This is a genomic window from Prevotella sp. khp7 (genome assembly GCF_900109055.1).
Classification (GTDB): Bacteria; Bacteroidota; Bacteroidia; order Bacteroidales; family Bacteroidaceae; genus Prevotella.
Genome location: NZ_FOIV01000002.1, coordinates 762,291 through 786,894, shown reverse-complemented (window position 1 = coordinate 786,894; position 24,604 = coordinate 762,291). Strand labels below are relative to the sequence as shown.

Below are 24,604 nucleotides of genomic sequence, written 5' to 3'. Positions count from 1 at the left end.
TCTACTTCACTCCTGAGTGTCCGAATCCGCCTTCGCCGCGCTCTGTCTCGTCGAGCACGTCGACAGCAATGAAGTCGCCCTGTTCGTGACGGGCTATCACCATCTGGGCTATACGCTCACCGTCTTCGACCACGAAATCTTCCTGCGAAAGGTTAATCAATATCACACACACCTCGCCACGATAGTCGGCATCGATGGTTCCTGGGGTATTCAGCACTGTAATGCCCTTCTTCAGAGCCAGACCGCTACGTGGTCTTACCTGTGCTTCATACCCTGCTGGCAGGGCAATGTGCAGGCCTGTTGGGATGAGCTTGCGCTCCAGTGGTTTCAGCGTGACAGGCTCGTCCAGATTTGCCCTCAGGTCCATGCCCGCACTCTGGGGTGTGGCATACTGTGGCAATGGCTGATGGCCTTTATTTACGACTTTTATTTTCAACATGGTTTTAAAATTTCATTTTAATCAATGTGCAAAAGTAGTGTTTTTTTCCTAATCGACCAAATTATTTTGATGCGAAAGGCTGTTTTTTTACATTAAATAAAAAAATTCCGTCAAATCCGTGCCTTCCTGACTTAAATTTCGTATCTTTGCACCTTAGATATGATGAACTGGCAACAACTTATTTCCAACAAGCGCCTTGGGCAGGAGCATCGCCACCCTGAGCGCCATGACGATCGCACGGAGTTCAAGCGTGACTACGACCGTCTGATTTTCTCAGCCCCTTTCCGTCGTTTGCAGAACAAGACTCAGGTATTTCCCCTCCCTGGCAGTATTTTCGTTCACAACCGCCTCACCCATTCGCTTGAGGTGGCCAGCGTAGGCATGTCGCTTGGCAACGATGTGGCACAGCAACTCACGAAGCAGCATCCAGAGTTAAAGGATACGCTTTTCCAGGAGATAGGGCAGATTGTGGCCACAGCCTGTCTGGCACACGACTTAGGGAATCCCCCCTTTGGTCATAGCGGTGAGAAAGCCATGCAGGCTTATTTTCTCGAAGGACCAGGGAAAGAGTTACAGCGCGAGGTAAGTTCTGTATTCTGGAACGACCTTACCCATTTCGAGGGCAACGCCAACGCCTTCCGCATCCTCACCCACCAGTTCAAGGGCCGCAGGCTTGGAGGCTTTGTTATGACCTACTCCACGCTGGCCAGCATCGTGAAGTACCCCCACTCCTCGACGGCTGCTGGCAAGAAGGGAAAGTTCGGCTTCTTCGACTCAGAGAAAGACGCTTATCGCAGGATTGCCCAGGAACTTGGCATTCCTTGTCTCTCCGAGGCTGGCGAACCTCTCCGTTATGCTCGCCACCCACTAGTCTATCTGGTCGAGGCTGCTGACGATATCTGCTACGAGATTATGGATATCGAGGACGCCCACAAGCTGAAAATCATCTCTCATGATGAAACGATGCAACTGCTTCTCAGTTTCTTCGACAAGGAAAGCCAACAGCACATCCTCCAACGTATCGACGAGGAGGGCGTGACTGACGATAACGAAAAAGTGGTCTATCTACGGGCCTGCGTTATTGGCAAGCTCGAAAACGAATGTGTCCGCGTGTTTGTAGACAACGAGGAAGCTATCCTCAACGGAACCTTCACGGGCAGCCTCATCGACCATATCAGTCCACTACAGCAAGAGGCCTATCAGCGCTGTTGCCAACTCTCCGTCAAGTACATCTACAAGAGCCGTCCTGTGCTCGACGTGGAGCTCTCTGGTTATCAGATCATCCAGACCCTCATGCAGCAGTTCACAGAAGCCGCCGTCCATCCAGAGCGATTCTACTCCAAGCATTTAATCAGTCGCGTATCGAGCCAATACCACATCGACGCTCCAGACCTTGAGACGCGCCTCATGGCTATCATCGACTATATCAGCGGCATGACAGACGTCTATGCCCTTGACGTCTACCAGAAGATCAGCGGCATTGCCCTGCCTATTGTATAGGCGGGCTTTATTGGTAAAAAAAGAACGACAAACCAATGCATAAGAATCGTTTCTCAGTCAGCAAGCGAACTTTCTGTCGCAAATATGCGATTTTTGAGCCATTTTGCTAAGTAGCTGAAAACGTACGCGTTATAAGAAAAGACACTTTTCAGAGTTCGTTAAGATAGTCTTTTTGAAAGTAAAACAAATTGTTTTGCCTCCGTAGGAACTATCTTTTCCAGCCGAAAGGACCATCCAAAGCGGGCGAAAGGATAGTCTAAAGTGGGAGTTTAGTCGGACTAAACCCATACTTTGCTCCGTTCAAACTCCCACTTTGTCGTAATGAAACTTCAAATGCCCCTAAAAGCGCCCTCTTCTTTCTCTATTTCAGAAATCTCCAAGTGTTAAATTTTGGTAATAGTTCTTGACATTTAATCAATGTTTCTTGGGAATGCGCTTAGTGAGGCCGATAGCATTTGTAGGACAGACAAGGCGACAGAGATGACAGCCAACGCACTTTGTACCAATGATACGAGGCTGACGTGTAGCCGTATCGAAGCCAATGGCCTGATGGCCTCCATCCATACAAGACACATAACAGCGCCCACAACCTATACACTTTCCATAATCGACCTTGGGAAAAACAAGCGTCTCACGATCAAGATCGGAGGGCAGCACGAAGTTGGGCAACTCCTCGCCCACAACATCCTCCAAGCGCTCAATGCCTCGCTCTGCAAGATAAGTCTGAAGTCCCAGCACAAGGTCGTCGATGATGCGATAGCCATATTGCATCACGGCAGTACAAACCTGCACGTTGCGGCAACCCAGTTGCATAAACTCCAGAGCGTCGCGCCATGTTTCGATACCTCCGATACCACTCAGTTCCACACGCTTTCCATGCGAGCCACTAAGTACGGCATTCGAGGCCATCTCAACGATAAAACGCTGGGCGATGGGCTTCACGGCTTTCCCACTATAGCCCGAGATTGTCTTCTTCTCGCTGACAGTTGCCTCTTTCGACATCGTGACACTCTTGATGGTGTTAATGGCTGAGATGGCATCAGCTCCTCCGAAGTAGGCACCCATCGCAACACGGTTCATCTGTGTGATGTTTGGGGTCATCTTGGGAATGACGGGTATATTGACATTACGCCTTACAAACGTCGTGTAGGCATTTACCAACTCTGGCTCTTGTCCGATATCGCTGCCTAAGCCAACCAGTCGCATCTGGGGACAGGAGAAGTTCAGCTCCACAGCATCGCAACCAGCCTCCTCTGCCATCTTTGCCAGTTCTATCCACTCCTCCTCAAACTGTCCCATGATAGAGGCCACCACCACTTTCGTGGGATAGTTCTGTTTCAAGCGATGCAGGATATCGAAGTCTTCTTCGTAAGGATTCTCTGACAACTGCTCCATGTTGCGAAAACCAGCAAACGAGGTACCTTCTTTCACAGCATCGAAGCGTGGCGACACCTCACGGATATCCTGTTTGCAGATAGTCTTATAGAAGACGCCAGCCCAACCAGCCTCGAAAGCACGGGCCACCATGTCGTAGTTGGTACAGACAGCTGACGAAGCCAGGAAAAAAGGACTCTCACAGGGAATACCACAAAAAGTGATGGCGAGCGAGGGCTGACAAGTTATCTTGTCACAACTCTCAACAGAATGGAGCAGTTCCCTGATACGGATGGGGATGTCGTAATGGATACAAGCCTGCTCAGCACGCTGCAGATCGGCATCAGTACAGCCTTCTAGCCAGCGCCAGACATTCTTGGCATTATCGAAACGGATGGCACGGATGGCACGTGCGGGGTCACCTTTCTGACATGCTTTGGTACAAGGGGCTTCCTCGCACAACAGACAGCGTGAGGCTTCTTCATGGATGTGTAGCATATAATAGATCGTTTTAAGTTATCTGCTGCAAATATACAACTTTTTTTGCAAGAATACCTATGGTATTACGATTTTTTTACTACCCTTGACTAAAACTCGAAGGTAGGCAGCATTTCGGAAATGAAAATAAATATTAATTTATTTTGCATTTCTCTCGATTTGCACTACCTTTGCAGCCGAAATGAAGAAACTGTATATTGAAACGTATGGCTGCCAGATGAATGTGGCAGACTCAGAGGTGGTGGCATCTGTGATGCAGATGGCTGGCTATGAGACCACCGAGAAGCTAGAAGAGGCCGATGCCGTCTTCCTCAACACATGTAGCGTTAGGGATAACGCCGAACAGAAGATCTATCACCGTTTGGAGGCGCTCGACGCTGAGCGCAGAAAGCGTAAGAAGGAACAGCAAGACAATACCCAGAACCCATTGATTTTAGGCGTGCTGGGCTGTATGGCCGAGAGGGCACAGCAGGACTTGCTGGATAACCACCATTGCGACCTCGTTGCAGGTCCAGACGCTTATCTTTCTCTGCCCGACCTGATTGCTCAAGCAGAGATGGGGCACAAGGCGATGAACACAGAACTCTCAACTACAGAAACGTATAAGGATGTGGTGCCACAGCGCATCGCACTGGGACATAAGATTGGCGGATTCGTGAGCATCATGCGTGGCTGCAACAACTTCTGCCACTACTGCATCGTGCCCTACACCAGAGGCCGTGAGCGCAGCCGCGATGTGGAGAGCATCCTCCGTGAAGTGCGCGACCTGAGAGACAAGGGGTATAAGGAGGTGACGCTATTGGGACAGAATGTGAACTCCTACCGCTTTGACGACATCAGTTTCCCTGAGTTGCTACGTAAGGTAGCCGAGGAAGTGCCAACGATGAGGGTACGCTTCACCACATCGCACCCTAAGGACATGAGCGACGAGACGCTGAAGGTAATTGCCGAGGTGTCCAACGTATGCAAGCATATCCACCTGCCTGTGCAGAGCGGAAGCGACAAGATTCTGAAACTCATGAACCGCAAATATACCCGCGAGTGGTACATGGATCGCGTGGCTGCCATCCGCAGGATTATTCCTGACTGCGGACTCTCTACGGATATCTTCGTAGGGTATCACGACGAAACGGAAGAGGATCATCAGCTAAGTCTGAGTCTGATGCGTGAGGTAGGCTACGACTCTGCTTTTATGTTCAAATATTCTGAGCGCCCAGGCACCTACGCTTCGAAGCACTTGCCTGACAACGTGGCAGAGGAGGAGAAGATCCGTCGTTTGAACGAGCTCATCGCCCTACAGACGGAAATGAGCGCCCTGCAGAACAAGAAAGACGAGGGCAAGGAGTTTGACGTGCTGGTAGAGGGATTCTCTAAACGTAGCCGTGAACAACTCTGCGGACGTACCGAGCAGAACAAGATGGTGGTATTTGACAAAGCAGGCCACCATATCGGAGAGACGGTGCGCGTACGCATCACAGGCTCTACAAGTGCCACATTACTAGGAGAAGCATTATGAAAGAATTCATCAACGTATTGAGGCGCTTTGTTCCGCCATACAAGAAACACCTGATATTGTCGGTCATCTTCAATATCCTCTCTGCCGTGCTGAACATCTTCTCGTTTGCAGCACTGATACCTATCCTCCAGATTCTTTTCCAGACGGGCGACGCTGAAGCCGCCACTGGTTACATGGCATGGGACTGGGGCAACGTGCAGACAGTGCTGATGAACAACATGAATTACTACGTGACTCAGCTTATCGCACAGTTCGGACAAACCACGACACTGCTCTTCATCGGCTTGTTCCTGGCTCTGACCACAGCCCTGAAGACGGGAGCCTATTTCCTGTCTTCGGCCACAATTATCCCCATCCGTACTGGCGTAGTGCGCGACATACGTAACCAACTGTATCAGAAAATAACATCGTTGCCGCTGGGGTTCTTTTCTGAAGAGCGCAAGGGCGATATCATTGCCCGCATGAGTGGTGACGTACAAGAGGTTGAAACGAGCATCATGTCAAGTCTGGATATGCTGTTCAAGAATCCGATACTTATCATTGTATATTTCGCAACACTGCTTTTCGTGAGCTGGCAACTGACTCTCTTCACCATCGTCTTCGTCCCAATCTTCGGTTGGTTCATGGGACTCGTAGGACGAAAGCTGAAGCAGAAGAGCATCAAGGCTCAGACGCTCTGGAGCGACACAATGAGTCAGGTAGAGGAGACGCTGGGCGGACTGCGCATTATCAAAGCCTTCTGTGCCGAAGGCAAGATGAACACCCGCTTCGATCGCATCAACTCAGCCTACAGGAATGATATCATGCGAGTGAACATACGCCAGTCAATGGCCCACCCCATGAGTGAGTTCCTTGGCACGGTGATGATTATCATAGTATTGTGGTTTGGAGGCATCCTGGTGCTGACAAATCAGGCCATCACGGGTCCAACATTCATCTATTACATGGTGATACTTTACTCTATCATCCAACCTCTGAAGGAGTTCTCAAAGGCAGGCTACAACATTCCAAAAGGTTTGGCCTCAATGGAGCGCATCGACAAGATTCTAATGGCAGAGAATACCATCAAAGAGTCTGCAGAGCCCAAGCACATTGTCAGTTTTGACCACGAGATTGAATTCCGCCACGTGTCGTTTAAATATGGTGAACAATGGGTGTTGAAGGACATCAACCTCACCATTCCCAAGGGTAAGACTATTGCGCTGGTTGGGCAAAGTGGCAGCGGAAAATCTACTATGGTAGACCTTATCCCCCGCTATTACGACGTTCAGGAGGGTGAGGTACTGATAGATGGCATCAACGTAAAAGAACTGGGCATACACGACCTGCGCCAACTGATAGGCAACGTGAACCAGGAAGCAATCCTTTTCAACGACTCGTTCCGCAACAATATATCGTTTGGTGTAGATAATGCCAGCCAGCAGCAGATAGAAGAGGCAGCCAAGATTGCCAACGCCTACGACTTCATCATGGCCTCGGAACAGGGTTTCGACACCAACATCGGTGATCGTGGCGGACGACTCTCAGGTGGCCAGCGTCAACGTGTATCAATAGCACGTGCCATTCTGAAGAATCCTCCGATCCTAATTCTCGATGAGGCCACATCGGCCCTCGACACTGAGAGCGAGCGATTGGTACAGGATGCGCTGGAGCGACTGATGAAGACACGTACCACCGTAGCTATCGCCCATCGTCTGAGCACCATCAAGAATGCAGATGAGATTTGCGTACTTCACGACGGAAAGATTGTGGAGCGCGGAACCCATGAAGGCTTACTGGCTCAGGACGGCTACTACAAGAAACTGCATGACATGCAGAGTTAGGAAGATGAGGCAGAGACTGATATATTTAATCAAAGTGTACGCCCTGACGGTGATCTTGTTTATGGTTGCCAAGGTCGTGTTTATGTGGGCAAACCACGAAGAGCATGTTTTCTCTTCAGGCGACGTATGGGACGTGATAAGTCATGGTCTATCGCTCGACCTCTCTACAGCTCTATACGCACTCATAGTACCTTTCCTGATAAGTATAGGTTCAATTTGGACAGAGAGCCGTTGGCTGAGAAGGATTCTCTGTGGCTATTATACTATCATCGCCATAGCATTTACCCTGGCCTTTGTCGCTGACACCAGCCTATACCCTTTCTGGGGATTCAAACTCAATGCCGTGTGTCTGCAATATTTCGATAATCCTGCAGAAATAGGGGCCAGTGTATCAGGACTCTACATGGCCATTCGGCTTCTGCTTATCATCATAGGCGCCATTGCTATCTGGTGGATGTACTTCCGTATCCCTATGTGGGACAAGAAGCCATCCAACAAAAAATTATCTGTCATTGGTGACCTGTTGCTGATACCTCTTTTTATTATCGGCATCCGTGGTGGTATTGACGAGTCGACAACCAATATCGGACAGGTATACTACTCGCAAGAACAGTTTCTGAACCATTCGGCCGTGAACCCTGTGTTCAGCTTCCTCTATTCACTGAGCCACCAGATGGGCGACACAAGCAAGTACAACTATATGGAGGAAGAGGAGTGCGAGGCGCTCGTGAAGGGCGTCTTCACCACAGAAAGTACATTTAGCGACACTCTGCTTACAACGACACGTCCCAACATTGCTATCATTCTGCTGGAGAGTTGTGGCGAGGAGTTTGCAAGCGTCATGCCCCGCCTGCAACAGCTGAAAAAGGAAGGCATCTACTTCAGCCAGTGTTATGGTAACAGCTGGCGCACAGATCGCGGCACGGTATGCACACTGAGCGGTTATCCTTCATTCCCGTCACTTTCGGTAATGAAGATGCCTGAGAAGAGTCGCTCACTGCCATCCATCGCCCGTACCCTGCAGCAGGAGAACTACAAGACCTGTTTCCTTTATGGTGGCGACATCAATTTTACCAATATGCGCAGTTACCTCATATCTACAGGATGGGAAAAGTTAACCTGGAAGGCCGACTACACTGCAGAGGAACAGAGTACCGCCCAATGGGGCGTACGCGACGATATCACCTTCCAGACGCTTCACGACCAGATCAGTAAAGCCGATCCGACGGGAAGACTGCTCATAGGCTACTCTACACTGAGCAGCCACGAGCCTTGGGACGTGCCTACGAAGGAACTTGACGACGAGGTGCTGAATGCTTTCAGATATCTCGACAACTGCCTGGGCGACTTCATTGACAGGATGAAGTCGACAGCAGCATGGGACAACCTGCTCATCGTTCTTGTAGCTGACCACGGCATCAACTACAAGAACATTAACGAGCAGCGACCTTTAGAGCGTAACCACATTCCTATGCTCTGGCTTGGAGGAGCAGTGAAAGGACCACGCACTGTCAATATACTCTGTAACCAGACGGATATATGTGCTACATTATTAGGACAGATGAGGCTTAACCACGAAGACTTCCGCTTCAGTCGCGACGTTCTATCGAAGAGCTATCACTATCCCACTGCAGTACACAACTATAACAACGCTCAATTGCTGATAGACAGCACTGGGCATATACTCTATGATTTCGATGCTAAGCGTTTCACAGTGAGCAACAGCAAAGAGCCTGAAAGAATGCTACGCTTAAACAAAGCAATATTACAAGTAACAACGAAAGACTTGAAAGAAAGATGAAACAGATTAGTTATTACCTACTCTACGCTTTGGTCTATCTTCTATCGTTGCTGCCTTTCTGGCTACTTTATCTGCTGAGCGACGGACTCTACCTGCTGATGTATCATATCATCAGATACAGGCGCAAGATTGTATGGAAGAATCTCACCTCGTCGTTCCCTAAGAAGAGCGAAGCGGAGTTGCGTAAGACAGAAAAGAAATTCTATCATTGGTTCTGTGATTATATCCTCGAGACTTTCAAGCTTCTCAGCATCTCTAACAAGACGCTTCTCAAGCATATAGAGTTCCACGGAACGGAAGAGATTGAGAAAGTGTTCGATGAAGGACGCAACTGCGCCGCTATTCTAGGGCACTACTGCAATTGGGAATGGCTATCTGCGTCAGGATTGGCCTTTGAGCGCCATCCACAGGCTGCAATGGGACTCATATACCATCCACTCTACAGCGATGCCTTCGATCGTCTGTTCATTGCTCTGCGCTCTGCCCATGGTGGTATATGTGTCCCCAAAAAAGACATTCTCCGCTATCTCGTAGACTTTCGTCGTGAAAATCGCCGCTCGCTCTTCGGCTATATCAGCGACCAGGCACCGAAATGGGAGAATATCCATCTGTGGTTGCCTTTCCTACATCACGACACCCCTGTCTTTACTGGTGGTGAACGTATTATGAGAAAGATGGATGATGCAGTGTTCTACACAGAGATGAGTCGTCCTAAAAGAGGTAAGTATATATGTACCTTCAAGATGCTCTCGGCCCATGCTAAAGAGGAAACGGAGCATACTATCACCATACGCTTTTTCCAGATGTTAGAAGACACCATACGCCAAGAACCCGCTTACTACCTCTGGACACATAACCGCTGGAAACGTACCCACGAAGAATATAATCTCAGAATATCACAGAAATAAGCAAATACTATTATGACAAGACTCTGTTATATCACCCGTAACTACCGTAATCTCAATGGGGCTGGCAACAAGGCCAAGACTGACAACGAAGACACTCTACAAGTAATTGGGGCCAGAAATCTTGGTCTGAAACGCACTTTCTATCCAAATAAGATTATCACATTCTTTCTCGATTTGGCTGGGGTTATCAAGTATGTCTTTACTGTCAGACAAGGTGACGTTGTCGTGCTACAATATCCTGTAAAGAAATACTTCGCTTTCCTTTGTCGCATAGCTCATCTGAAAGGAGCCAAAACCATGGCCCTTATACATGACCTCGGTTCATTTCGAAGAAAGAAACTCACGATAGAGAAGGAAATCAACAGACTGATGCATGCCGATTATGTGATTGCATCAAACGACGCGATGAAGACATGGCTAAAAGAACACGGCTACCAACATCCGTTAGGTGCCTTACAGCTATTTGACTATCGTTCTACTTCACAGTCAAGAGGACAACAGCCGTCAGAACACCTGCGACTGGTTTATGCAGGAGCGCTGGCCATGCGAAAGAATTCCTTCTTGTTGAAACTGGCAGAACAAGAACTTCCCTTTGAACTGCATATCTACGGCAACCGCAATGGTCTGCCAAACATGAACGATAACTCCAGAATCCTTTTCCATCCGTTTACTCCCGCAGACACTTTTATCCAAGAAGTGGAGGGTGACTTCGGCTTTGTTTGGGACGGCGATTCACTTGACAGTTGTACTGGTAACTTCGGAGAATACTTACGCTGGAACAGTCCACACAAAGTGTCTTTTTATCTCCGTGCAGGGCTGCCCATCATTATCTGGAAAGAGGCTGCTGTGGCCCCCATTGTAGAGAAAGAAGGTATTGGTATCACTATTGAGAATATTCAGGAATTAGGCAGCACGCTGAGCAGGATTACACCAGAGCAATTAGCAGAGATGCGTAAGAATGTTCTTCGTATCAGTGAGCGCCTAAGAAAAGGAGAATATCTGCAGGATGCCATCAGTCAGGCACTCCAGCAAATTGGATAAGAAGCAAAGAGATTAAAAATGAAACCTACGTTGTTCGAAACGGTCGAGCAACGCGACGGCTTTTTGTATGGTCGACCCGGCATCCCAGCCTCGCAACAGCGCATAACGACGTATCAGGTCTTCATAAAGATCTCGACGATGCGTCAGACGCACCATATTCTGCAGGCATTCCTTTTCAGATGGGAAACCCACACAGAAATGAGAGCGGTTGATATCAATCATAGTAAAATGATAGCCTTCGTTATCATGGTTACAAAGGAAGTTCGACAAATTCAAATCGCCATGGAGAACACCTCTGCTATGCATCAGCACCATCTGACGAGCTACGGCCTCGGCTAAATCCGGATCGTAATCTTTCACTTCGCGCAGCAACAGATGGCCTTCCGTACCGACAGCTTCAAGACTGACAAAATAGCCAATGGTAAAAAGTCCGTTCTTCTTTTGTTCTATATAAGCCACACGTTGCGGGGTCTTTATACCACGACTAGCGAATTCTTCAGCAAAGAGATATGCCCGTTCGGCTTTCGTCTTACGGAAGAAGCTATAGACTATCTGCTGGATAAAGTTTACACGTTTAAAGCGCTTTACCATCATTACCAATCCCTGCTCATGGAAACGGGCCACTTGATTGCGCCCATCGTAGACCAGCTCTCCCCGTCCCTCATCCAACAAATGAGGAAGTTGGGCTATAAAAGGAGCCAAATACTGGTACTTACCGTCTACAACTATTTTCATTTCTTTTTCCCAAAAAGCTTGGCTATCTGTGATTTCTTATATCGAAGTCTGACCTCAGGCAACAACTCCACGTAACTCCTTTCTGTATCGAATACCAATTCACCATGATAATTGCCTGTCTGGATAGGAGTCATATAGTTTTCACCATACTGCGTCCGAAGGAGCTGATCGTATCCAGAAGGAGCCGGTACTTTCATATCCTCGAAATCCAACCATACTGTATCATCGAATATATGTCTGTCAAGTACGATGTCATAGGCACTGAATGAAATCTCTGCCACCTCCTTGCTTTCATCGAAAGAGGCCAAGCGCAACTGATCCTCTGCCTGACGGTATAATGAAGTCCAGCCAGTCTTGCTGACAGCCCGACGGCTCTGTATCTTCCTGAATACTTGAAGCCAGCGACCCGATATAAGGATATTAAGATTCTTGGCTTTCAGAAAATGCTGCATACGACGTGATGCCTTCCATACCCTTCTACGCTCAGTCTCTTCCTCAGGGACACCATCAAGCACGAAGATATCGATGAATATGCCCTGATTAAAAGGATTGAAGCTGGCAGAGGGACGTATGGCGGCAGTACGGCTATTGCGAAGTTGTGCATGACCAGCAAAATAATCCTTGTCAGTATAGGCATTCTGATAGAAATAGGGCTCTTTGAATACCTGCCCGGAAATAGCCGTCAGACGATCGTAGTCAGGACGGGGCATACACACATCTATATCATCATCCCAAGGGATGAATCCCTGATGACGGACTGCTCCAAGTAGTGTTCCGCCATCTACCCACATACGCAAGTTCTCACGCTGACAGACTTCTATCAACTGTCTAAGAAGATCGAGCTCCACAGCCCAGACTTTCTTCATCTCGTGCGATACCAGATATCCGCCACGTTTCTCTGCGTCGGTATTAAAGCCCATGGATATTGTCTTTATAGGAATGGTCCAAGTCTAAATAATGGAAATTATGCTGTCGCTGATGGTCTCCATCAGGGATAGTCATGTAATCACCATATTTCTTTGAGAGATATGTATCAGCTTTTTCCACCCCCATGACCATCTCATTCTCAAAAGTATATGGGGTGGGAGTTCCCAGAACATCCTTCGGCATAGATCCGTTAGAACCGTCATCGTAGTCAGCGACCAAAGCAGACTTTTCATAGTCATAGGTCATCAACAGCTGCCGTATTCTCTTTTGGACACCATCCAGCGTATAGAACTTCCTACACAATAGAGGAACCCAACTTGAGGGGCCATGGCCATGTTTGTAGGGATCACGATGAAGCAGATAGAGTACTCGCTTCAGATACTCGTATCTTGCAAAATGGAGCTTGCGCATGAGGCTGGATTCGGGAACCCCGTCTATAGGGAACACATCGATATAGATACCTCCCAGATAGCGCAGATGCATACGTTCTATCAGCGTTGTCGACGCATCCTGTATTTTTCCGAATGGCAGATTATATGACGCATCGTTTTCTGCACAAACCAGTTCAAAAGGTTCTGGCAACCATTCCCGGCTATGCTTAATCATCTTCTCATAATCAGGCCGGGGCATGGCGATGTCGATATCGTCATCCCAGGGGATGAAGCCCTTATGCCGTATAGCCCCAAGCTGTGTCCCTGCCCATAGATAATAGCGCAGGCTATGCTCTCGACAGGTCTTGTCGACAGCCAGGAGAATCTTCAGGATTCGCTGGTGGAGCTTGTCAATATCGTAATCAGCCATTATTTCAATAAATCAGGTTCTGGGGCAATTCAAGCTGTGCACGCTGTAAATCCTCTGGGGTGTCGAGTTCGTATGAGAACAGATCCGTAGTGTCTACGACCTTGAAGGTATGGCCCTGAGGAATCAAACGCTCAAAAGCACGTTCATAGAAAATGTCTATGAGACCTTCGTCGAGTATCATCCCACGAAGTTCCTGATAGAGAGCCTCGCCATAGGATGACGTAATCTTTTCGATGCCCACCGACTCACCGACAGCATCCTCGACACGACAGGTCTTGCTGATTTCCGTTATCCGGCCTTCGCCATCGACGACAATCTTCATCTCTTCCTCGCCCAACTCATGACGCTGCATGGCAAGGGCTGAGCATTCCTGAGCTGCCACGCGGCGCACGGCCTCCGGATCACAAAGGATGTCGCTATCCATCAGCAATACCTCTTGGCCATGCAACTGTTCCATCGCCAGCCAGAGGGAGAAGATATTGTTGTTATGGGCATAATCAGGATTATCAATGAAACGGATTGAAAGATCTTGATAATGACTGGCGAGGAAGTCGCGAATCATCTCTGCACGATAACCCGTCACAACAACAAATTCCCGGATATTGGCAGACAGCATGGCGTCTACAGTGCGCTGGAGCAGCGTCTTTCCGCCCACCTCCAACAAGCACTTAGGCTTCGTATCCGTTAACGGTCTTAGCCGCTTGGCCATTCCTGCGGCCAGAATCACACCTATCATAAGCAACGCAGAATCGTATCGACAACAGTCTGAGTCTGTTCCTTGCGACCCAAGGTGATGCGCAGGGTCTCCTCAAGTCCCTTATCAGTCATGAACTTAATCTTATAATCCTGTTCGGCAAGGGCTTTCTGAAGCTTCTCCTTGATGGCGATAGGATACTTGATAAGGATAAAGTTGGCCACGCTCTTATAAACCTTGAAACCAGGTTTGTCGCCCAAGGCCTTTTTATAGAGCTGGCGACCCCATTCCATATCATCTGCCACACGACGATAGTGGTCATCACTATCGAGGGCAGCCAAGGCAACAGCCTCAGAGAAGCGATTGTAGCCCAGATATTTATTGATATAGCTTACAAAATGGTCGTGCCCGGCACCTATGAAGCCGAAACCGCAGCGCAAGCCTGGAAGGCCATAGAACTTAGACAGGGTACGAGAGATAATCAGATTAGCGTACTTATTGACCAGAGGGGCAATATAGTCGGTATCTGAGGTAATAAAGCTGGCATAAGCCTCGTCGATAAGCACCATCGTATCGTCGGGGATATTCTCCATGATACGTCCTATCTCGTCAGGCGTCAGGCTGTTACCCGTAGGATTGTTGGGCGATGCCAACAGCAGCATACGCGGGTGGATGCGGTTTGTATATTCGATGACCTCTTCCACATCATAGGCGAAAGTATCATCCTGCTCGTGAAGGGGATACATCTCGAACGTACCATAGCACTCGCTGGCCACCTTGTTGTAATACCACCAAGAGAACTCTGGAATAAGAATCTTCTTGTTGTCACCCTTCATGAGGTAATAATGGATTGCATTCTTCAGAATGTCCTCTCCGCCATAGGCCAAGAGAACCTGTTCCTCTGGGACACCATAGATTTCACTCAAACGTACAGACACCACGCTCTTTTTCCCCTCGTCATAAATACGGGTATAGAAACATAGGGTCTTGGGATCGAAATTACGAATGGCTTCCACCACTTTCTGACTGGGTTCAAAGTTAAACTCGTTCCTGTCGAGATAATTCATTTTCTTTTCCATAACGTCATTATTTGCCTGCAAAGGTACAAAGATTTCGAGAATTATTCGTAACTTTGCCCCATATTTTCAGAAATATGGAGAAAAAAGAGACTTTAGGGGAGCTCGTCAGGTTCGGAATCGTTGGTATTCTGGCAGTGGCCATTCATTACGCCGTCTACTGGATACTGCAATACTGGATTGATGTAAACATAGCCTTCACCATAGGCTATCTGGTGAGTTTCTGCGCCAACTATTATCTCTCTGCCCATTTCACGTTCAAGGAGAAGACCTCTGCCAGAAACGGAGCGGGGTTTGCGGGGGCTCACATATTCAATTATTTCCTGCAAATGGGTCTCTTCAATTTCTTCCTCTGGATAGGTGTACACAGAATCCTGGCTCCCTTCGCGGTGTTCAGCATCTCTGTGCCCATCAACTTCATACTCGTAAGGTATGTCTTCAAACACTTCAAACGCTCATGACACCACAACTCTCCATCGGTTTCGACGCCAAACGCATTGTCAGCAACGCTACAGGTCTTGGCAGCTATGGCAGGACGCTCGTCAACGACCTCGCCGCCAGCGAACATCTCGACCTTCACCTCTATGCGCCCAATGAAGGAAGAGACGACCTTAGAAGTCAGGTTTTACTCCGAGGAAACTTGCAGTTTCATTACGGTAAACCAGGAGTTCCCGCGTTGGGAACTTCCCTTTGGCGCACGCATGGCATTATAAAAGACCTCAAGAGAGACGGTATACAGATCTATCACGGGCTTTCTGGCGAGCTGCCCATTGGCATCAGGAAGAGCGGCATCAAGAGCGTGGTTACCATCCACGACCTGATTTTCCTGCGCCACCCGGAGTTCTACCATTGGATAGACACAAAGATCTACGCATGGAAATTCAGGAAGACCATCAAAGAAGCCGACCGTATCATTGCCATCAGCGAATGTACGAAACGCGACATCATTGAGTATGGACATGTGGACGAAAGCCGCATCTCCCTTATCTATCAGAGTTGTGCGCCACGATTCTCTGCAGAACCTGACACGCAGAAGCAACAAGAGGTAAGGCTGCACTACAACCTGCCCCAACGCTATATCCTAAACGTCGGCAGTATAGAGGCAAGAAAGAATATCATCTTGGCAGTCAAGGCATTGCAAAGCCTTCCAGAAGACCTATCGCTCGTCATTGTAGGAAGACATACCAAATATACGGATCAAGTCATCGACTATGTTAACAGTCACCAGCTGAGCCATCGCGTACTGATTCTACATGGTGTGCCCAACAAGCATCTGCCAGCCATCTACACCCAAGCAGAAGCCTTTGTCTATCCGTCTGTCTACGAAGGTTTTGGCATCCCCATCATCGAAGCAATCAACTGCGGACTTCCTGTGGTAGCATGTTCAGGTTCCTGTCTGGAAGAGGCAGGAGGGCCTGATTGTTTTTATGTAGCACCAGACGACGTAGAAGGCATGACCAGAGCCATCAAAGAGTCGCTTCGCGGGGCAACAGGGCGCGAACATAGAATAGCCAGCAGCCAGGCATACATCCGTCGTTTTCTGGGCAGCGATATGGCCAATCAGATGATTGAGCTTTACCACTCACTGCTCTAACATCATATAATCCAGCGCAGCTGGAGGTCGAGATCCGTCTGTGATGAGCCGTCAATCTGCTGATAGCCACTCCCGATGTAATCCCTGTCGAAATAGTCTGTTGTACCTATTTTGGCCGTGAGCATAAGGTTTCCCGCGACTTTCGCCCTTACCATGAGCCAATAACGGATGCCCTCACCATAGAACTGATTCATAGAGTAGGCGTAAAGCGGCCCTTGTTCGTAGAGCCACACGCGACTGTCATAGCTATCTGTATGGAAATAGCCGGCCCCTATATTCAGCCTCAACCAGTCCTTGGTATACGACAAACTTTCACTCACCATTCCACCCCACTCGCCTTCGCTATAGGCACAATAGCCCCCATCCAACTGGGTGCGGCAACTGAGACCGAAGTCTGTCGCATATTCGGCACTCAGACGCCCACGGTGTTCCCAACGGTCATTCAACGTCTTTTTGTCCTTATCATCCTTCTGTTTCATCCTTAATCGATAGCGGACACCCAGGTTCCAACGCTTTCCCGTATAGGCCGCCTGCAACAGCTGATCCCATGAATACGACGATTGCGACACCTGATACTTTGCCCAGGCAAAATAGGCATAGTCTGTATAGGCAGAGACCTGAAACTCTGGCGAGGGATGCCACGAAAGCCCCAGATAGACACCACTCTCGTTCTGTACGCGTCCGCCATCGCTATAGCTCTGAGCATCGAGCGAGGCATACTTGTATGAATAGAATCGCTGGAGAGCCATCATGCTCAGCACGTCAGACAAGCGGATATTGAAAGTGTTGATGGTTGCGATATGTCCTCTCTTATCCAATGCCGTCTCACCATTCAAGGACAGCTGATGACTCACATAGCCGTAATCAAGACTGGTATTCATGAAGTCCTGATCATAGGGGTAAATACGCTGGTATAGTGAAACTCTCTGCGGATGCAGCGGCCTGTCAAGATGCACATAAAGCGCATTCACGCCCAGATGCAGGCCATGAGCCTCATAGCGCAGCGCACCACCAGTTTTCAAGGCATACAGATTGTGTTTCTTCGCCATCTCCGTCTCTGTTCGATGATAGCCTGAGCTAAGGATGGTGCGGGCTGTCGAGTCTTTGTTGAGGGTTGCATCCAAGGGAGTATAAGACAAAAAGGTTGTGGCCCTGAAAGCTGTGGAGAGACGGATGGTAGCCCCCATGCCTTGCAGATAACTGTTTGAGCGCGAAGAGTGGGCTGTAAGCGTATTGGTGCTTCGCCCCATGTTTTGGAGAGTGGCTATCTTACCTAGTCCGAAACCATTATTCATAACAAGTCCCATACCCATCGACATGCGATAGTTGCCCAAGACGAGTGTCTCCAGTCTGCCTAAGTTACGAAGTTGAAGATAAGACGAATAGTAGTCATACCCCCACTTGTTACGATTCGCGAAGAAAGGTTCACCAGCATCCTGAGCACCCACCAGTCCCAGCTTCACATAGTCGCCATAGCTGAACTGATAACGCATCCAATGACGATAGGGATAGCCAAGATACTGTTCATGATCACCCTCTCGCTCATAGAAGGGTATGCGCATAGTGGCAGTAAGTTCATGACGCCCATACTTAAGCACATCGCCGAGTCGGGGACTTCGCTGTGACGCGTCATCACCAACATATATAAAATAGGTAAGCAGTCGCCTTTGGACTTCACCCAGCGAGCGAATCATCATCAACTCGCCCACCGACTTCATCGCCCCATAACGATAGCGATACTCCATCATATCTTCTATCTGTTGGGCTGTAAGAAAAGGTAACTCCTCCAGTTGTTCTCTCGTTACGGTATTCAGGTTTAAGGGCTGCTGCTCCAATTCGCATAGCAGATCGTAAGTCCTTTCCCACGATTCTGACTCAGAATCCTCAACAGTCATCACTTCACTCAGATAACGTTCCCACACATGTCCCTCCTGAGCCTGTAAGCCCAGTGGCATAATCATCATGATTGATATAAATAGTGTCTTCATAATTGTTTAGCGGCGCAAAGATATGATAAATCTGCGTAAATCCCAAAGAAATATTTGGATTTCTCAGAGATACTGCTTACTTTTGCAGCTGAAATGACGAATCTGCAGCCATATACCCCATGGATGATGCGAATGGTGATCATTCTGTTCACCCTTCACTATTCACTCTTCACTGCCTCTGCCCAAGACAAGCGGATGACAGCTGAGGAGGTATTGGCTGAGATGGACTCTCCCACTTTCGTACCTACTGTCAAAGTGGGTAAGGTGCTTCACGAGGGCGACAGCATACAGTATATGGAAATGAATAATGTGTATGTTTACCCCCAGCTCACCTTCAAGAACAGGAAGCAAGCCGACTCGTACATGCGTCTGGTAAAGAACGTGAAGAAGGTGCTGCCCATTGCCAAGCAGGCACGCCAGATGCTGATCGAGACCACGGAATATCTCGAGACACTGCCTGACCAGAAATCGAAGGAGGAGCACATCAAGCGTGTAGAGGATGACATCTTCCGTACTTACAAGCCTCAGATGAAGAAGCTGACTTACTCGCAAGGTAAGCTGCTCATCAAGCTAATAGACAGGGAGTGCCACTCGTCGTCTTACGATATGATCAGTGCCTTCATGGGGCCTATCCGTGCTGGGTTCTGGCAAGTCTTCGCCTGGGGGTTCGGTGCTTCGCTCAAAAAAGAATACGACCCTAAGGGTGTAGACCGCCTCACAGAGCGCGTGGTTCTCATGGTTGAGGCAGGACAGATATAACCCCGTACCCAATAAATAATCCCCGCTGCTGACGGGGATTATTTATTCTGAATATAGCACTTGTATCATCGTCTGACCAACGACCTGAAGCGTATTCTTGTCAATATGCGCCATATCGTCGTTGACAGTGTGCCACGTAGGCCCGAAACTGCTCTGCTCGCAGTTGGGGTAATAAGGAATAATGTCAATTGTCGGAATCTTTGCCTTGGTATTCACAGGAATATGGTCGTCAGTAATGTAACCACCCGTCTGAGTGGGAAACAGGCTACCAAAGCCCACTACCTGAGCAGCACGCCAAACCTTATCTACAACGTTGCTGGCATACTGCAGCGACATGCCTTCCTTATAGAACTGAGCGCCTTGTCCGCCTACCATATCGAGCAGAATGCCAAAGCGTGGCTTATAGCCTTTACGATGCAGGTTAGCCGACCAATACTGAGCGCCCAGTGCCCACGAGTTACCATCGTCTGTTGCATCGCTCCACTGAGGCACACCCCAGTCTTCAGCGTCGAAACAAATAAAATCAACACCTATGCCTAGAGTGTCTGCTGAGAGCAGACGCGCCACCTCTAACATTACGGCCACCCCAGAGGCACCATCGTTGGCTGCCATCACCGGCTTCTTGTGATTAGCCTCATCAGGGTCGTTATCAGCCCAGGGACGGCTGTCCCAATGTGCACAAAGCAGCACACGTTCTGACAACTCTGGCTTATAGCTGGCAATGATGTTGGTGCTGTGAAGTATGGTACCATCATAACCCTTCAGGTCGGCCTTCTGCGCCATCACCTCCATACCAAAGCTTTTGAACTTGGCAATAATCCACTGTTCACACTGGTCGTGAGCCACACTGTTCATCACTCGCGGGCCGAAATCACACTGAGCCTGACAATACTGGTAGGCACTGTCTGCACAGAACGCAGGACCTACAGGCTGGGCCACAGCCGTCTCGTCCGCAGTCTGCTTACGCAGGTTTCCACAGCTCAGCATCAGGAGTATGGATAAAACAAAAAATACACCTTTCTTCATTTCATTTGAACTTGTTGCATGACCCTCAGGAAGTTGCCGCCCCAGATTTTCTGGATGTCCTGTTCGCTAAAGCGACGAGCCAACAGCGCACGGGTAAAGTTAATGAGTTCCGACGAATCGGCCAGTCCTCTCACGCCGCCATCGCCATCGAAATCAGTACCGAGTCCCACATGGTCGATACCCATCACGTCGATGGCATGCTCAAGATGTTCCATCACATCCAAGATTGTTGCCTCGCCGTCTTTACGCAGGAATCCGTTGTATATCGTGGTCTGAGCCACACCGCCATTCTTAGCTAAGGCACGCATCTGGTCATCCGTCAGGTTACGCTGATGATCGCAGAGGGCACGACTGCTCGAGTGACTGCACACGATAGGCATGGTGCTGATGTCAAGGGCGTCATAAAAGCTCTTCTCGCCACCATGACTCAAATCAACCATGATACCCAAACGGTTCATCTCCTTGATGACCTGCTCGCCAAAGGCACTCACGCCACCATGGGTGTTATTGCTTTTCGACGCGGCATCGCAGATATCGTTATCGCCATTATGGCAGAGGGTCATATATACAATGCCACGGTCCTTGAAGTGCTGCAGGTTCTCCAGTTTACTGTCAATGGCTATGCCGTTCTCAATACCGAGCATGATGCTCTTCTTCCCCCGATGCTTGTTCATCCAGAGGTCGTCAGGGGTGCGGGCAAGCACGATATACTGCTGGTTCTGCGCCACAATATCCTCTATTTTGTCGAAGATGCGGTCAGCATATGTCGTAGGATTCTCAGTGTTCTGGGGCAGATAGGCCACCATGATCGTTGCGTCCTGACGCCCCTCAGTCATCTTATGCAGGTCGACCAATATCTTTGGGTCGCGCTGGTCGAAGTGGATGCCTGACGGGAAAAACATCGGGGTGTCGCAGTGGGTGTCGAGCGTCAGCACACGGTTATGCACACGCTGAGCCTGTCTAAACGAGGCAGCCTCGCCCACCAGCCACTGGAACAGGGGCAGCCCCTCCTCCAGACACTCTGGATGCCACTGGACACCTACTATAGATTTATATTCCGTACTCTCTATCGCCTCGATGATATTATCAGCCGACTGCGCCACTACACGGAACTTATCGCCCGTCTCAACCACAGCCTGATGGTGGAAACTGTTCACCATAAGAGGCCTGTCGTACGACTTGTAGATGCTGTCAAGTATAGAATCTCTTATAATACTGATGCTATGCGTAGGCTCAGAGCGGTCGGCATCCTGCGAATGCTTCACCTTTGCCACATCTCCGATATCCTGAGCCACCTTGCCGCCCAGAGCCACTGCCAGTGTCTGGATGCCCCGACAGATGCCCAGCATCGGTATCTGTCGATTATAGGCCAGTTGTGCTATCAGCAACTCTGGCAGGTCGCGCTCCTGATTAACACCATGAAGTTTGGGTGAAGGCTCCTCACCAGCCCACAAGGGGTTGATATCGCCGCCACCGCTCAGAATCAGACCATCAAGATGCTCAAGGGTGTTGATGATTACATCTTTATCAGCCACAGGCGGAATGATAACAGGCACACCACCTGCAGCCACTACAGATTTGTAGTAGCCCTGTCCTAATTTACAGGTCAGATCTTCATAATTACCAGTGATACCTATGACAGGTTTCTGGTCGGCTTCAGGAAAGTGAGCATAGATATCATCCAGATGCGACTGTAAGTCAAATCTGTTCATTACTTCTGCCCAACTTCGTTAATGACAATAGGAATCTCTCGTTTTAGGCTCTGTTCCAGAGAAATCAATGTTTCAGTAGCTACAACGCCAGGTATGCCCTGCAGTTTTCCGTTCAACAGCTCCATCAACTGCTCGTTGTCACGGGCATAGAGCTTCACCAGCATGGTGTACGGGCCTGTGGTAAAGTGGCACTCTACCACCTCAGGGATATGCTGCAGACACTCTACCACGTCTTTATACATAGAACCCTTTTCCAGGTTGATACCCACATAGGTACAAGTAGAATAGCCCAGGCTCTTGGGATTAACGTCGAATCCACTACCGGTAATCACATCAGCATCAATCAGATGCTGCACACGCTGATGAATGGCGGCACGGGAGACATTACACTCTGCAGCCACATCCTTAAACGGGATACGTGCATTCTTGGAAAGAATACTCAGTATCTTCTTGTCAAGAAAATCAATTTTATCCATCACCTTTCCTTTTTAGTTACAATTTGTCAGCAAAAGTAAGCAAATTAATTGAATAATGCAACTTTTATCAGGAAAAGTTTAAAAAAAGTGTGTCACTTTTGTGACACACTTGCTCTTTACTTCACGATTTCCAACAGTTCTACGTCGAAAATCAGCATGCTGTAAGGCTTGATATCAGCCCCAGCCCCACGCTCGCCATAAGCCAGCTCATAGGGGATATACAACTGCCACTTCGAACCTACAGGCATCATCGTCAACGCCTCTGTCCAGCCTCTGATCACCTGCGTAGGTGTAAACTCAGAAGGCTCACCACGCTGATAGCTGCTGTCGAACACCTTGCCGTCAATCAAGCGGCCCTCATAATGCACTTTCACCTTGTCACTAGACTGAGGCACAGCGCCAGAACCTTTCACCAGCACCTTATATTGCAGGCCACTGGGCAGGGTGATCACACTGTCATTCTTGGCATTCTCCTCCAAGAACTTAATGCCAGCCTCACGATTGGCGCCATACAGTTTCTCATCACGAGCAGCCTTGTCGGCCTTCTGTCTGGCGGAGAAATAATCTTCGGCCTTCTGCAAGGTGAAGATCGTGGTATCATTCAGCATAGCGTCGGTAAAGCCGCGGTAGAGCACGTCGGCCATGATGGAATCGGGCGAATCCTGGAACTCCGTCTTCAGACTGGGCAGCATACGCTCGTTCAGCTGCTGGGCAATGTTCTGTCCGGTCATGTATGCCTTCATCCTAGGATCGTCGGCAGTCTTCACGGCGTCCATGAAGCCACGCACGAAATCGGCCATCATCGTTGTGTCCATCTTCTGCTGGAGCAGATAGTTCAGCAGTCCGTTGGTCATTGTCATACCTGCCGCATAGCTCACTGAGTCGGAACTGCTTGTGAGCTGAACAGCCTGCACCTTCTCCTCTACAGGCTTCTGAACGGTCTTCTTCTTTGCGGCCTCAGCCGTAAACAAAGAAGCACCCGCCACAAGGGCGAGTGCCACGCATATCGTCTTCTTCATTATCTCTTAGCGTTTACCTCGAGCAACTCAATCTTGAAGATCAGTGCAGAGAAAGGCTTGATAATGTTCTGTTCACGCTCACCGTAAGCCAGTTCCTGAGGAATATAAACCTCCCAAACAGAACCTGCAGGCATGTGGCAGAGAGCCTCTGTCCAACCCTTGATAACCTGGTTGGCACGGAATGTGGTGGGCTCGCCGCGCTGGTAAGAACTGTCGAAGATAGAGTCATTAATCAGACGGCCCTCGTAGTTAACCTTCACCAAAGAAGTGTCGGCAGGAATGGCACCAGTACCCTCCTTGATAACCTTGTACTGAACGCCGCTGGGCAGAACCTTCACGCCCTCTTTCTTAGCGTTCTCAGCCAGGAACTTCTCACCGGCAGCCTTGTTCGCACCATAGCTCTTCTCAAGCTCCTTGGCCTTAACGCTGCTAATCAGGCGCTGAGCCACCATCTGAGCTGAATCAACAGTCATCAGGCCCTTCTTGCCTGTTGTACCGCTGATAAAACCAGCCATGAAGTTCTTCAAAGAGATGGTCTTGGTAGAGTCGTCACCGAACACCTCGTGGTTGATGCCCTTCACCATACGGTTAGCAATCTGCTGACCAATCTGGATACCTGCATAGTAAGCAGCCTTCTTCTTGTTGTCACCAGCATTGGCACCCTCGTTCAGACCCTTGATAAACTCATCGATGTAAGTGGTATCTACGTCGAGACTACCAACGAGATACTCCTTCAGACCCTGAGTCTGAGCCATACCGATAGCATAGCTCAAGGTGTCTACTTCATTCTTCAGACTCGCTCTGGGAGTCGAATTGCCACATGAAGAAATCATGATGGCAGCTACAGCTGCAACAGCAGCAAATGTAATCTTTTTCATTTTCGTGATTGTTTATATT

Annotated in this window: 22 protein-coding genes; 9 read left to right on the top strand and 13 right to left on the bottom strand. The window is 49.0% G+C overall.

Annotated features, from left to right (window positions below; translation table 11 throughout):
- Window position 1: 1 nt before the first annotated feature.
- Window positions 2–439 (bottom strand): dUTP diphosphatase, encoded by a 438-nt coding sequence (gene dut / locus BMX82_RS06725; RefSeq protein WP_036913790.1) that lies wholly within the window; start codon window positions 437–439, stop codon window positions 2–4.
- A 162-nt stretch (window positions 440–601) separates the two neighbouring features.
- On the opposite strand from dut, the gene dgt reads away from it, so the two are divergent.
- Complete coding sequence (dgt, locus tag BMX82_RS06720) at window positions 602–1,939, top strand: dGTP triphosphohydrolase (protein WP_091767319.1); 1,338 nt, start codon at window positions 602–604, stop codon at window positions 1,937–1,939.
- A gap of 414 nt (window positions 1,940–2,353) precedes the next feature.
- Here the strand turns inward: dgt and preA are convergent, their stop codons facing one another.
- On the bottom strand, window positions 2,354–3,811 hold the full coding sequence (preA, locus tag BMX82_RS06715) for an NAD-dependent dihydropyrimidine dehydrogenase subunit PreA (protein WP_091767102.1): 1,458 nt from the start codon (window positions 3,809–3,811) through the stop codon (window positions 2,354–2,356).
- Between the two features lie 181 nt (window positions 3,812–3,992).
- On the opposite strand from preA, the gene miaB reads away from it, so the two are divergent.
- Genes miaB through BMX82_RS06690 form a run of 5 tightly spaced genes read left to right on the top strand, consistent with a single transcriptional unit; the run spans window position 3,993 to window position 10,900 of the window.
- The gene (miaB, locus tag BMX82_RS06710) at window positions 3,993–5,327 is read left to right on the top strand and encodes a tRNA (N6-isopentenyl adenosine(37)-C2)-methylthiotransferase MiaB (RefSeq protein WP_091767099.1); all 1,335 of its coding nucleotides are present in this window, start codon (window positions 3,993–3,995) and stop codon (window positions 5,325–5,327) included.
- Window positions 5,324–7,150, top strand: coding sequence for an ABC transporter ATP-binding protein (locus BMX82_RS06705; RefSeq protein WP_091767096.1), 1,827 nt, complete (start codon window positions 5,324–5,326; stop codon window positions 7,148–7,150). Before miaB ends, BMX82_RS06705 begins: the two co-directional genes overlap by 4 nt.
- Before the next feature lie 4 nt (window positions 7,151–7,154).
- A complete protein-coding gene (locus BMX82_RS06700) occupies window positions 7,155–8,951 on the top strand; it encodes an LTA synthase family protein (protein WP_177172035.1) in 1,797 nt (598 codons plus the stop codon).
- On the top strand, window positions 8,948–9,859 hold the full coding sequence (locus tag BMX82_RS06695; protein WP_091767090.1) for a lysophospholipid acyltransferase family protein: 912 nt from the start codon (window positions 8,948–8,950) through the stop codon (window positions 9,857–9,859). The genes BMX82_RS06700 and BMX82_RS06695 overlap by 4 nt, the downstream gene beginning before the upstream one ends.
- A 12-nt stretch (window positions 9,860–9,871) precedes the next feature.
- On the top strand, window positions 9,872–10,900 hold the full coding sequence (locus BMX82_RS06690; RefSeq protein WP_255396558.1) for a glycosyltransferase: 1,029 nt from the start codon (window positions 9,872–9,874) through the stop codon (window positions 10,898–10,900).
- A 12-nt stretch (window positions 10,901–10,912) separates the two neighbouring features.
- Here BMX82_RS06690 and BMX82_RS06685 read toward each other — a convergent pair whose 3' ends face one another.
- The 5 genes from BMX82_RS06685 to BMX82_RS06665 are packed head-to-tail and all read right to left on the bottom strand — an operon-like array spanning window position 10,913 to window position 15,136.
- On the bottom strand, window positions 10,913–11,635 hold the full coding sequence (locus BMX82_RS06685) for a lipopolysaccharide kinase InaA family protein (RefSeq protein ID WP_091767084.1): 723 nt from the start codon (window positions 11,633–11,635) through the stop codon (window positions 10,913–10,915).
- Window positions 11,632–12,555 (bottom strand): LicD family protein, encoded by a 924-nt coding sequence (locus BMX82_RS06680; RefSeq protein WP_091767081.1) that lies wholly within the window; start codon window positions 12,553–12,555, stop codon window positions 11,632–11,634. The genes BMX82_RS06685 and BMX82_RS06680 overlap by 4 nt, the downstream gene beginning before the upstream one ends.
- On the bottom strand, window positions 12,545–13,363 hold the full coding sequence (locus BMX82_RS06675; protein WP_091767077.1) for a LicD family protein: 819 nt from the start codon (window positions 13,361–13,363) through the stop codon (window positions 12,545–12,547). The genes BMX82_RS06680 and BMX82_RS06675 overlap by 11 nt, the downstream gene beginning before the upstream one ends.
- 4 nt (window positions 13,364–13,367) lie before the next feature.
- Window positions 13,368–14,099, bottom strand: coding sequence for a phosphocholine cytidylyltransferase family protein (locus tag BMX82_RS06670; protein ID WP_091767074.1), 732 nt, complete (start codon window positions 14,097–14,099; stop codon window positions 13,368–13,370).
- Window positions 14,096–15,136, bottom strand: a complete 1,041-nt coding sequence (locus BMX82_RS06665; RefSeq protein ID WP_177172034.1) for a pyridoxal phosphate-dependent aminotransferase — start codon at window positions 15,134–15,136, stop codon at window positions 14,096–14,098. Before BMX82_RS06665 ends, BMX82_RS06670 begins: the two co-directional genes overlap by 4 nt.
- Before the next feature lie 74 nt (window positions 15,137–15,210).
- Between BMX82_RS06665 and BMX82_RS06660 the strand changes: the two genes are divergently transcribed.
- On the top strand, window positions 15,211–15,594 hold the full coding sequence (locus BMX82_RS06660) for a GtrA family protein (protein WP_036913833.1): 384 nt from the start codon (window positions 15,211–15,213) through the stop codon (window positions 15,592–15,594).
- Window positions 15,591–16,727 (top strand): glycosyltransferase family 4 protein, encoded by a 1,137-nt coding sequence (locus BMX82_RS06655; protein ID WP_091767071.1) that lies wholly within the window; start codon window positions 15,591–15,593, stop codon window positions 16,725–16,727. The genes BMX82_RS06660 and BMX82_RS06655 overlap by 4 nt, the downstream gene beginning before the upstream one ends.
- A 2-nt stretch (window positions 16,728–16,729) precedes the next feature.
- Here the strand turns inward: BMX82_RS06655 and BMX82_RS06650 are convergent, their stop codons facing one another.
- Window positions 16,730–18,715: a ComEA family DNA-binding protein gene (locus BMX82_RS06650; protein WP_091767067.1), complete on the bottom strand. Its 1,986-nt coding sequence runs from the start codon at window positions 18,713–18,715 to the stop codon at window positions 16,730–16,732.
- Window positions 18,716–18,808: 93 nt separating this feature from the next.
- Here BMX82_RS06650 and BMX82_RS06645 point away from each other — a divergent pair, with 93 nt between their 5' ends.
- A complete protein-coding gene (locus BMX82_RS06645; RefSeq protein WP_255396557.1) occupies window positions 18,809–19,474 on the top strand; it encodes a DUF4294 domain-containing protein in 666 nt (221 codons plus the stop codon).
- Between the two features lie 42 nt (window positions 19,475–19,516).
- Here BMX82_RS06645 and BMX82_RS06640 read toward each other — a convergent pair whose 3' ends face one another.
- The 5 genes from BMX82_RS06640 to BMX82_RS06620 all read right to left on the bottom strand — a co-directional run bounded on the left by BMX82_RS06640 (window position 19,517) and on the right by BMX82_RS06620 (window position 24,585).
- Complete coding sequence (locus tag BMX82_RS06640) at window positions 19,517–20,461, bottom strand: M28 family peptidase (protein WP_255396570.1); 945 nt, start codon at window positions 20,459–20,461, stop codon at window positions 19,517–19,519.
- 35 nt (window positions 20,462–20,496) lie between these two features.
- Window positions 20,497–22,212: a membrane dipeptidase gene (locus tag BMX82_RS06635; protein ID WP_091767061.1), complete on the bottom strand. Its 1,716-nt coding sequence runs from the start codon at window positions 22,210–22,212 to the stop codon at window positions 20,497–20,499.
- The gene (locus BMX82_RS06630) at window positions 22,212–22,688 is read right to left on the bottom strand and encodes an Lrp/AsnC family transcriptional regulator (RefSeq protein WP_036913847.1); all 477 of its coding nucleotides are present in this window, start codon (window positions 22,686–22,688) and stop codon (window positions 22,212–22,214) included. The genes BMX82_RS06635 and BMX82_RS06630 overlap by 1 nt, the downstream gene beginning before the upstream one ends.
- Before the next feature lie 116 nt (window positions 22,689–22,804).
- Window positions 22,805–23,707 carry an FKBP-type peptidyl-prolyl cis-trans isomerase gene (locus tag BMX82_RS06625; protein WP_036913849.1) on the bottom strand — a complete coding sequence of 301 codons (903 nt, stop codon included), beginning with the start codon at window positions 23,705–23,707 and terminating at the stop codon, window positions 22,805–22,807.
- Window positions 23,707–24,585, bottom strand: coding sequence for an FKBP-type peptidyl-prolyl cis-trans isomerase (locus BMX82_RS06620; RefSeq protein WP_036913851.1), 879 nt, complete (start codon window positions 24,583–24,585; stop codon window positions 23,707–23,709). The genes BMX82_RS06625 and BMX82_RS06620 overlap by 1 nt, the downstream gene beginning before the upstream one ends.
- Window positions 24,586–24,604 lie beyond the last annotated feature (19 nt).

What these genes read in the sequence shown, in the direction of transcription:
- BMX82_RS06650 (WP_091767067.1), bottom strand. Translation starts at nt 18,715, where the DNA reads ATGAAGACACTATTTATATCAATCATGATGATTATGCCACTGGGCTTA.
- miaB (WP_091767099.1), top strand. Translation starts at nt 3,993, where the DNA reads ATGAAGAAACTGTATATTGAAACGTATGGCTGCCAGATGAATGTGGCA.
- dgt (WP_091767319.1), top strand. Translation starts at nt 602, where the DNA reads ATGAACTGGCAACAACTTATTTCCAACAAGCGCCTTGGGCAGGAGCAT.
- BMX82_RS06630 (WP_036913847.1), bottom strand. Translation starts at nt 22,688, where the DNA reads ATGGATAAAATTGATTTTCTTGACAAGAAGATACTGAGTATTCTTTCC.
- BMX82_RS06625 (WP_036913849.1), bottom strand. Translation starts at nt 23,707, where the DNA reads ATGAAGAAGACGATATGCGTGGCACTCGCCCTTGTGGCGGGTGCTTCT.
- BMX82_RS06635 (WP_091767061.1), bottom strand. Translation starts at nt 22,212, where the DNA reads ATGAACAGATTTGACTTACAGTCGCATCTGGATGATATCTATGCTCAC.
- BMX82_RS06665 (WP_177172034.1), bottom strand. Translation starts at nt 15,136, where the DNA reads ATGGAAAAGAAAATGAATTATCTCGACAGGAACGAGTTTAACTTTGAA.
- dut (WP_036913790.1), bottom strand. Translation starts at nt 439, where the DNA reads ATGTTGAAAATAAAAGTCGTAAATAAAGGCCATCAGCCATTGCCACAG.
- BMX82_RS06670 (WP_091767074.1), bottom strand. Translation starts at nt 14,099, where the DNA reads ATGATAGGTGTGATTCTGGCCGCAGGAATGGCCAAGCGGCTAAGACCG.
- BMX82_RS06655 (WP_091767071.1), top strand. Translation starts at nt 15,591, where the DNA reads ATGACACCACAACTCTCCATCGGTTTCGACGCCAAACGCATTGTCAGC.
- BMX82_RS06640 (WP_255396570.1), bottom strand. Translation starts at nt 20,461, where the DNA reads ATGCTGAGCTGTGGAAACCTGCGTAAGCAGACTGCGGACGAGACGGCT.
- BMX82_RS06620 (WP_036913851.1), bottom strand. Translation starts at nt 24,585, where the DNA reads ATGAAAAAGATTACATTTGCTGCTGTTGCAGCTGTAGCTGCCATCATG.
- BMX82_RS06645 (WP_255396557.1), top strand. Translation starts at nt 18,809, where the DNA reads ATGACGAATCTGCAGCCATATACCCCATGGATGATGCGAATGGTGATC.
- BMX82_RS06700 (WP_177172035.1), top strand. Translation starts at nt 7,155, where the DNA reads ATGAGGCAGAGACTGATATATTTAATCAAAGTGTACGCCCTGACGGTG.
- BMX82_RS06695 (WP_091767090.1), top strand. Translation starts at nt 8,948, where the DNA reads ATGAAACAGATTAGTTATTACCTACTCTACGCTTTGGTCTATCTTCTA.
- BMX82_RS06675 (WP_091767077.1), bottom strand. Translation starts at nt 13,363, where the DNA reads ATGGCTGATTACGATATTGACAAGCTCCACCAGCGAATCCTGAAGATT.
- BMX82_RS06705 (WP_091767096.1), top strand. Translation starts at nt 5,324, where the DNA reads ATGAAAGAATTCATCAACGTATTGAGGCGCTTTGTTCCGCCATACAAG.
- BMX82_RS06690 (WP_255396558.1), top strand. Translation starts at nt 9,872, where the DNA reads ATGACAAGACTCTGTTATATCACCCGTAACTACCGTAATCTCAATGGG.
- BMX82_RS06680 (WP_091767081.1), bottom strand. Translation starts at nt 12,555, where the DNA reads ATGGGCTTTAATACCGACGCAGAGAAACGTGGCGGATATCTGGTATCG.
- preA (WP_091767102.1), bottom strand. Translation starts at nt 3,811, where the DNA reads ATGCTACACATCCATGAAGAAGCCTCACGCTGTCTGTTGTGCGAGGAA.
- BMX82_RS06685 (WP_091767084.1), bottom strand. Translation starts at nt 11,635, where the DNA reads ATGAAAATAGTTGTAGACGGTAAGTACCAGTATTTGGCTCCTTTTATA.
- BMX82_RS06660 (WP_036913833.1), top strand. Translation starts at nt 15,211, where the DNA reads ATGGAGAAAAAAGAGACTTTAGGGGAGCTCGTCAGGTTCGGAATCGTT.